The 7557-nt window shown below is 35.9% G+C and carries 8 protein-coding genes; 3 read left to right on the top strand and 5 right to left on the bottom strand.

Features of this window, described 5'->3' with window-relative positions; genetic code table 11:
- Positions 1-156: 156 nt before the first annotated feature.
- From RBU60_RS13775 to RBU60_RS13755, 5 genes are all read right to left on the bottom strand, one after another.
- Positions 157-1002, bottom strand: coding sequence for a CvfB family protein (locus RBU60_RS13775; RefSeq protein WP_308865645.1), 846 nt, complete (start codon positions 1000-1002; stop codon positions 157-159).
- Positions 1003-1333: 331 nt separating this feature from the next.
- A complete protein-coding gene (locus RBU60_RS13770) occupies positions 1334-1672 on the bottom strand; it encodes a DUF2853 family protein (protein ID WP_308865644.1) in 339 nt (112 codons plus the stop codon).
- 86 nt (positions 1673-1758) lie between these two features.
- Positions 1759-3492: a 2-succinyl-5-enolpyruvyl-6-hydroxy-3-cyclohexene-1-carboxylic-acid synthase gene (menD, locus tag RBU60_RS13765; RefSeq protein ID WP_308865643.1), complete on the bottom strand. Its 1734-nt coding sequence runs from the start codon at positions 3490-3492 to the stop codon at positions 1759-1761.
- Between the two features lie 121 nt (positions 3493-3613).
- On the bottom strand, positions 3614-4726 hold the full coding sequence (locus RBU60_RS13760) for a chorismate-binding protein (protein ID WP_308865642.1): 1113 nt from the start codon (positions 4724-4726) through the stop codon (positions 3614-3616).
- A gap of 3 nt (positions 4727-4729) precedes the next feature.
- The gene (locus tag RBU60_RS13755) at positions 4730-5152 is read right to left on the bottom strand and encodes a PaaI family thioesterase (protein WP_308865641.1); all 423 of its coding nucleotides are present in this window, start codon (positions 5150-5152) and stop codon (positions 4730-4732) included.
- A 65-nt stretch (positions 5153-5217) separates the two neighbouring features.
- On the opposite strand from RBU60_RS13755, the gene RBU60_RS13750 reads away from it, so the two are divergent.
- The 3 genes from RBU60_RS13750 (at position 5218) to RBU60_RS13740 (ending at position 7292) form a co-directional block, all read left to right on the top strand.
- Positions 5218-5874, top strand: a complete 657-nt coding sequence (locus RBU60_RS13750) for an alpha/beta hydrolase (protein WP_308865640.1) — start codon at positions 5218-5220, stop codon at positions 5872-5874.
- Between the two features lie 141 nt (positions 5875-6015).
- The gene (locus RBU60_RS13745; RefSeq protein ID WP_308865639.1) at positions 6016-6633 is read left to right on the top strand and encodes an SIMPL domain-containing protein; all 618 of its coding nucleotides are present in this window, start codon (positions 6016-6018) and stop codon (positions 6631-6633) included.
- A gap of 2 nt (positions 6634-6635) precedes the next feature.
- Positions 6636-7292: a hypothetical protein gene (locus RBU60_RS13740; protein ID WP_308865638.1), complete on the top strand. Its 657-nt coding sequence runs from the start codon at positions 6636-6638 to the stop codon at positions 7290-7292.
- Positions 7293-7557 lie beyond the last annotated feature (265 nt).

Raw genomic sequence — 7557 nt, 5'->3', positions numbered from 1 at the left:
GAAACATTCCCTTCTTTCTTCTGAAAAATAACTATATCATCATTCGCTAAAAGTTGCGTTTATGAGTTGAATTCAAGCTCTATTATTATCATATATAAAATAAGTATTCCTGAAACAACAGCATTTAATTGAACATTCCCCAAAAAACAAATTCTTCTACTCAGATATAATTTTGATACCCTTCTCTTCAATACTTATGAGTTTTTGCTTGTAAAGTGTCCCTATCGCACGCTTAAAACTTTTTTTACTCATTTCTAAGTGAGACTGAATTTCTTCTGGAGAAGATTTATCATGCAAAGGTAAAAAGCCATTTTGCAGTTCTAATTCATTTAAAATAGCTTGGGCGTTAGGCTCGATACTTCTGTAACCCGGACGCTGAAGACCGATGTCTATCTTATTATCTTTTCTGGTTTTTTTAACCCATCCTTTTAACTGATCTCCTGTTTTTAACTCTTGGAAAATCTCATCGTGGTAAATTAACCCTTGGTGTAATTCATTTACAATCACATTAAAACCCAACTCTGTTTTATTGGTCACAATAAGGCGAACTTCTTCAAAAGGCTCGATGCTTAATTCTTCATTATCCAAAAAGTGATTCACTTTACTAGAAGCCACCAAACGCTCTGTTGCTTCATCTAAATAACAAAAAATAAGGTACCAATGTCCTTCTTTCATAGGGTAAGCCTGCTCTTTAAAAGGAACAAACAAGTGTTTCTCTAATCCCCAATCTAAAAAGGCGCCAATATTATTCACTTCTACACAACGTAAATAAGCAAACTCATCTAGTTTTACATAAGGCTTTAAATTGGTCGCTACAGGCCGTTCATCGTGATCTAAATATACAAAAACCTCTATCTCATCCTCCAGCTCAAACTGCTCTGGTTTATATTTATTAGGTAATAAAACCTCATTCTCTTTTTTTCCACTATCATCTTTAAGAAATAAACCTGGAGGCGTATCTCTATCAATCGTTAAGGTGTGTAATTGTCCTATAGCTAACATAAGCGTGTTTGTTTTTTTGCAAAGGTAATACTTTAAAATTTGTTGAGACTATATAAGAAGCTAGACCCTGCCTATTCCGGCTCGTCCGAACGTTTTATCCGGGCAGGCAGGTAGGCGCTTCCCGCCAGAACGAATTCTTTAGGGCTGGCTCGCCCGTGCCGTTCGAGCGCTATTAGATTTTAGAAGTTAGACTAAACAGCTATTTTACTTTAAAACTGAATAACCACACACAGAAATTAAGACATAAAAAAAGTCGTCTCCAAAATTCGATTTCAATATTCTAAATCGGAGTTTGGAAACGACCTGTTTATTTCTAATCGGGAATTTACAATTAACTGTAAATTCCTTCTTTTTTGTAATGCTTTGTTAATAGGTAATACACTACCGCTCTATATTTATTGCTTCTAGATTTACCATATTTTTCGATCACGGCATCCATCCCTTTATTTAATTCATCGCTATCAGCTAAGCCTAATTTTTTAACTAAGAAGTTTTTTCTTACGGTTTCTAATTCTTTAGGATCAGATCCAGATACCGTAGAGGCATCTTTATTATAAATTGAAGGTCCGCAACCTTTGGCTACTTTCTTTAAAAGCTCTAAATCGTATTTTACCCCGATTTCATCTAAATGCTTTTTGTAGTCTTCCATTTTTTCATCAAACTTACTCATAGTGGTTTCTGTTTAGTATTATTATTAATCCTAAAATTAAACTTTTTTATAGAATTAAAAAAAGATATAGGTTAAGGTTTTATGAATTAAGGCAAGATAAACTTAAAATAATCTTTTAAATAGGTATCGTTGATGTCACTAGGCGTAAACACCTCTAATAACTGAGGTTTTTCATCTTCCGCGTAAAGCGAAGTTAAGCCGGCTTCCAACTCTTTTTCGTTACCTGCGGTTTGGTAAGCAAAACCATACATCTTACATAAATGTTCTGCGGTAAGTTCATGCTTGGTCTCAAAAAAGGTCGTGAAATTTTCGGTTTCTTTGGCGCCCGGTAATATTTTAAAGATTCCGCCTCCTTGATTGTTAATGAGGATAATTTTAAAGTTTTTAGGAATGTAATTATTCCATAGGGCATTGCTATCGTAAAAGAAACTCAAATCTCCGCTTACTAAAGTGGTAGGAAATTTAGAAGCTACCGCCGCGCCCACGGCTGTAGAACTGCTCCCATCTATTCCGCTCGTGCCGCGATTGCAATACACATATTGGGCTTCATAAAATTTAAATAATTGAGCGTACCTAATAATACTGCTGTTAGAAAAATGAATCAACTGTTGCTTAGGAAAATGCTTTACAATCTGACTAAACACCTTTAGATCACAAAACGGAATTCTCTCAATATATTGGTCATGGTGTACGTCTCTGCGCTCTTTTACGCCGAGCCAGAAATCACGGTACTCACTTTTGGGCGAATCTACTTGCGGTAAAAAATGCTTTAAAAATTCATTCGGCGCCACATCAAAATGCTTATTCAAGCAAAAATAAGTGTTGAGCGCCGTTTTAGCATCTACATGCCAGTGTTGCTGCGGACTGTAAGTTCTTAAAAAGGCTTTGATTTTTTTTGAAATCACCAAGCCGCCAAAAGTGAGGAGAATTTCGGGTTGCAATGCTTTAAAAGCTTCTTCAGGGTTTTCGCTCACCTCTAAGGGCGCGATTAATTTATCTATTCTCGTGACAAAATTCTCATGGTGCAAATTGGAAGTCGTTTCCGTAAAGATTAACACCGAAGGATCTTTGGCCAATTCATCCAATAAAGCCTGCTCAATCTGGTTGGGTTCGTGCACGCCCACCAACACCAGTTTTCGTTTGGCTTGGCTCCATAACGTAGTATATTTTTTTAAAGCTTCCGCGGAAATAGTTTTAGGCTCCCGAATGGGTTCTATCTCCAATGGAGCCACCAATATCTCGTCTACCACGCCATACAAAGGTTCGTAAAATGGCACATTGATATGCACGGGACCATTTTGCTCGATCGCCGTATTTAAGGCTAGATTAATTTCTCTCTCATTAAGTTTCTGTGCTTCAGAAAATTTTTGCTGCACTTTTTTGTCTTTAGGAAAAGAATCTAAAGCCACTTCTGAATGTAGATTGGCCGAATATAAAATATGATTCTGAAAAACATTTTTCTGCCGAATCGTTTGTCCGTCGCCAATATCAATACGTTCTATAGGTCGGTCTGCCGAAATCACCACCAAAGGAATATCGCTATAAAAAGCTTCGGCTACAGCCGGATAATAATTGAGCAAGGCACTCCCCGAAGTACAAACCAAAGCCACCGGTTTTTTTAACTGCTGTGCTAAACCCAGCGCAAAAAAAGCAGCGCTACGTTCATCTACCACACTATACGCCTCTATTTGCGAGTGATTGGAAAAACTTATGGTTAAAGGAGCATTTCTAGAACCTGGAGAAATAACTACATGGTGTATATCTTTGGAAAGACACAACATCACCACTGATTGTGCCAAAGGAATGCTGGAAATCTGCATAAAAATAAGGTGTTTATACCAATTATACCTCAAAATGAGCTATATAATTGAACATAATTGGTATTATTCCTACAAAAATAAACTTATTATTGACGAATGCTGCTTTTTAAAGTTAGGGTTTTCACAAAACCTTCTGCATGGTTTCTGCTTTTCGCTGCGTCTCCTCCCATTCTGCTTTGGGAATCGAATCTTTCGTGATTCCGCCGCCCACATAAATCGCTAATCTATCTTTAAACACTTGCATACAACGCAAATTGACGTACAAATTAGTTTGCGTAGAAACCGATTGGTAAGCCGAATTTTCTACATTTCTACGCCGCGGATTCCTATTCTTTTGGTGTTGCATATTTAATTCTCCCAAATAGCCCGTATAATAGCTTCTATCGTAATTTTCTTCGTTAAGAATGTAATCGTAAGCCATTTGGTATGGCAAACCGCAAACCGCAGGCGTAGGATGCAATTCTTTGATGATCTTCCCTAAACATTTGGGCTCAAAGTTAGCGGTGATATTGGTTTTAAGATGCAATACATTCCCCGCTCTTGCGGTGCTGGGTTCTCCTACCTGTAAATTGCTCACCGCTTTAATACAAGACAAGCCGTCTACAATGGCGCGAGTGACCATCGCTTGTTCTTCTTTTTCCTTTTCTCCCCAAGAGACTTCGGTGGTTTCGTGGTAAACTTGAGTTCCTGCCAAGGCCATAGATTTTAAACGTTTTCCTTCGGTTTTTACTAAGGTTTCTGGCGTGGCGCCTATCCACATGCCCACTAAGGGATGGTACCAGCAATAGACCATAGCGTCTGGATAAAGGCTTAAGAGGTTTCTAAAATAGGTGAAAGCATCGGTTTTTTTGATGATTTCTTTCTTTCGGGAAACCACTATTTTATCGATTCCCGTTTCTCGTATGGTTTTTATGGTTTTGGCCACCAATTCTTCATAACGCTCTTGCTCTCCGCGCTCTTCTTTGCACAGGTTCATGCTTAAATCTAAAGTTAAAGATTCTTGCGTACACGATATCGCTTCCGCGGAAGCGTAAGAAAAAACAATCGGCTTTTTAGACTCATTAAAAGGGGCGAATACAAACCCCTTTTCCTGAAAATCGTTTACATATTCTAGCGTATTATTAGGTTGCAACTGCGCCTTCACCTCGTCTTCGCCCGGCTGACGGTACATGACAAATGGCAATTGCAGTTGAAAATGTTGTTTTAGATGATCTTGAAAAGCATAAAAGTCCATAAGTTATTTTTTAGGTAAAGCAATGGTGGTCAATTTCACCGCCGAAATTAAATTCTCCTCTACATCTGTAATTTTAATGTCCCAAACCTGCGTGGTTCTTCCTTTATGAAGAAACTGAGCTTTAGCAAACACCTCTCCGCTAGCGATACTTTTAATGTGATTGGCAGAGATTTCTATCCCTCGAATGTAAAAATGTTCACCGTCTAGAAAAATAAAACTCGCTGCGCTGCCTACACTTTCGGCCAAAGCCACCATCGCACCGCCATGCAAAACTCCGTCGGGTTGATGCACTCTAGGCGTCACCGGCATTTTGGCGATAAGAAAATCTTCTCCTACCTCCACAAACTCGATGTCTAGCGTTTCCATTAAGGTATTTTTGCACATCTTGGCACAAGCGGCAAGAATCTCTTTTTTGCTATATTTCATACATTTTAGTTTAAGATTCCCTACTGAAAAATCTACTTTTGTAAAAGTACAAAAAACCCTTTAATATGGCTTCTAAAGAAAAGCAAGTAACCTACGACACCACCAACTCCTACTCCACCCTTAACTCCCTCACTTCTAAAACCAAAAATATATGGATTTGCTGTCACGGCTTGGGGTATTTGAGTAGGTATTTTATACAGTACTTTAAGCGTTTAGATGCCGATGAGAATTACATCATCGCCCCGCAGGCGCAAGCAAAATATTATCAATCATCTGACTTTAAGCATGTGGGTGCCAGCTGGCTCACCAAAGAGGATACGGCGCTAGAATTACAAAATGTAATGGCCTATTTAGATGCGGTCTTTACGGAAGAAGTTATAGGAAAAGACAAGAATTTAATCTTATTTGGATATTCGCAGGGGGTTTCCATCATCACGCGATGGATGGCGTCTAGGCAATTGCCTGCAAAAGCACTTTTTTTACATTCGGGAAGCATTCCGCCAGAATTGGAGGCCGAACAGTTTGCGTATTTAGCACCAGATACCCCTATTTATTTACTTTATGGAGATGAAGATCAATACATCACCGAAGAAAAACTAGCCGGACAAAAGAAAATCGCTACAAAGCTTTTTGGAAACCGATTACAGTTTTATCCTTTTAAAGGCATCCACGAAGTAAAGCCTCAATTGGTAGCTGATATTGTGAAGAAAGAGGGGTTTTAAACAAAATACTCCCATAAAAAAAGAATATTATCACAAAAAAATGTGATTATTCCACAAATTTTAGGACTAAAAGTGTATGTTTGAGATGATATAACGATTTAGTTGTACTATTGAACTTAATTTAAAAATAAACTTATACCTATGAAAAAATCGACTTATTTAATTATTTTAACTCTACTGATTTCAAATTGTATTAATGCTCAATCTACTGATAGATTTATTAGAATAATTGGAAATTCTAATAAAGAAATAAAAGCAGATAAAGCAAAAATATATTTTTCTGTTAGTGAAATAAAGGAAAGTAATTACAATAAGTCCGAAAGTCAAACCTACGATGAAGTTTATAAAGATGTAATTTCACAGTTTGAAGAAAACGGATTTAATACAAATCATATTAATGAACCTATTGAAAACCTAAGAAGAAATTACGGAAACAATTCTAAAGAATTTTTCATTATAGCCAATTATGATGATTTAAAAAAATTCCATAATATAAATAATCCCGGATTTAGAATTAAAAAGACAACATATCTTTTCAGTCTGACAAATAAAAACCTTGAATCGGAATTAAGTTTACAAGCCATAAATGACGCTAAACAAAAAGCGAAAAGTATTTGTCAAGAAATTGATAAAAAAGTCGGAAAAATTTTAAATATCGAAGTAAAAGAAGGTGATTTATTTTCTAATAAAACAGAAAGCAAAAACGATAAGTTTATGATAACATATAAAGTAACAATCACTTTTAAACTCATCGATTAATTATGAAATTAGTATTAATTTCAACAATCTTTCTTACCTTTTTTATTTCTAAAGCTCAAACTACAACGTTAAGAGTTTTGGGTCAATATAATTACGTCGAATATGCAGAAACAAATGGGGTAAATATTGCTATTAGTGATAAAGAAATTGATGTAAAGAAGAAATTACTTTTAAACAAAATTGACTCTTTGGGAATTACAAATAATCTTACCCAGATAAACCATCCCGTAAACTTTCAAAATAAAACACTACATTTTAAGATTGAAGAAAAAAATCGAAATGTTTTTGATCAGTTACTCATTGTAATTAATGATTTACAAATTAATATTCAAAAAGTCTATTTCAAAATCCCCCCTCATCAACTTGAGGATGAATATCTAAGTGCAACTATGGCTTTAAAGAATGCAAATTCTCAAGCTAAAATTGTTGTTCATAATCTCAATTATAAAATAATTGAAATTTTAAATATTGACGATGAAACAACTTATGCTTCACCAATTTATGACAATATAGATTTAGATAGCAAAAGAGGGAAATTAATGATAAAGATAATAAACTTATTGAGTGATAATAGTTCATTATATGAAAAAGAATCTTCCAAACCATCCAGACAAGGTGGTTATAATATTTGGGTTACCTATAAAGTAAAACCTAAATAAATACTACCGCCACGCCAATAACTAAGCATTCGTGAGACCAAAACGCTCAAACTTGTACTCATTTTTGACTGCTTGCCCAACAAAGGAGAAAACCAGCGCTTTGTCTATTGTCCATTATGTGGTGATTTTTAGAAGCTTTTGAAGGTAACTAGCCGTGGCTTCTATCTTAAAAGTCTTTCTAAAACGTATTGTAGACTTCCCCTTTTTAGGACAGTGCTAAATTAGAAAATATTATTCATTTAGACGTTGATTTTGGTTCAAATGG

This window comes from Mesonia profundi, from assembly GCF_031085155.1.
Taxonomy (GTDB): domain Bacteria; phylum Bacteroidota; class Bacteroidia; order Flavobacteriales; family Flavobacteriaceae; genus Mesonia; species Mesonia profundi.
Note: the sequence above shows the minus strand (reverse complement) of the source record. Positions and strands in the feature narration are given on the sequence as shown.

Bases quoted from the DNA above. Each gene is read 5' to 3' on its own strand.
- RBU60_RS13775 (WP_308865645.1), bottom strand. From the start codon at position 1,002: ATGTTAGCTATAGGACAATTACACACCTTAACGATTGATAGAGATACG.
- RBU60_RS13770 (WP_308865644.1), bottom strand. From the start codon at position 1,672: ATGAGTAAGTTTGATGAAAAAATGGAAGACTACAAAAAGCATTTAGAT.
- menD (WP_308865643.1), bottom strand. From the start codon at position 3,492: ATGCAGATTTCCAGCATTCCTTTGGCACAATCAGTGGTGATGTTGTGT.
- RBU60_RS13760 (WP_308865642.1), bottom strand. From the start codon at position 4,726: ATGGACTTTTATGCTTTTCAAGATCATCTAAAACAACATTTTCAACTG.
- RBU60_RS13755 (WP_308865641.1), bottom strand. From the start codon at position 5,152: ATGAAATATAGCAAAAAAGAGATTCTTGCCGCTTGTGCCAAGATGTGC.
- RBU60_RS13750 (WP_308865640.1), top strand. From the start codon at position 5,218: ATGGCTTCTAAAGAAAAGCAAGTAACCTACGACACCACCAACTCCTAC.
- RBU60_RS13745 (WP_308865639.1), top strand. From the start codon at position 6,016: ATGAAAAAATCGACTTATTTAATTATTTTAACTCTACTGATTTCAAAT.
- RBU60_RS13740 (WP_308865638.1), top strand. From the start codon at position 6,636: ATGAAATTAGTATTAATTTCAACAATCTTTCTTACCTTTTTTATTTCT.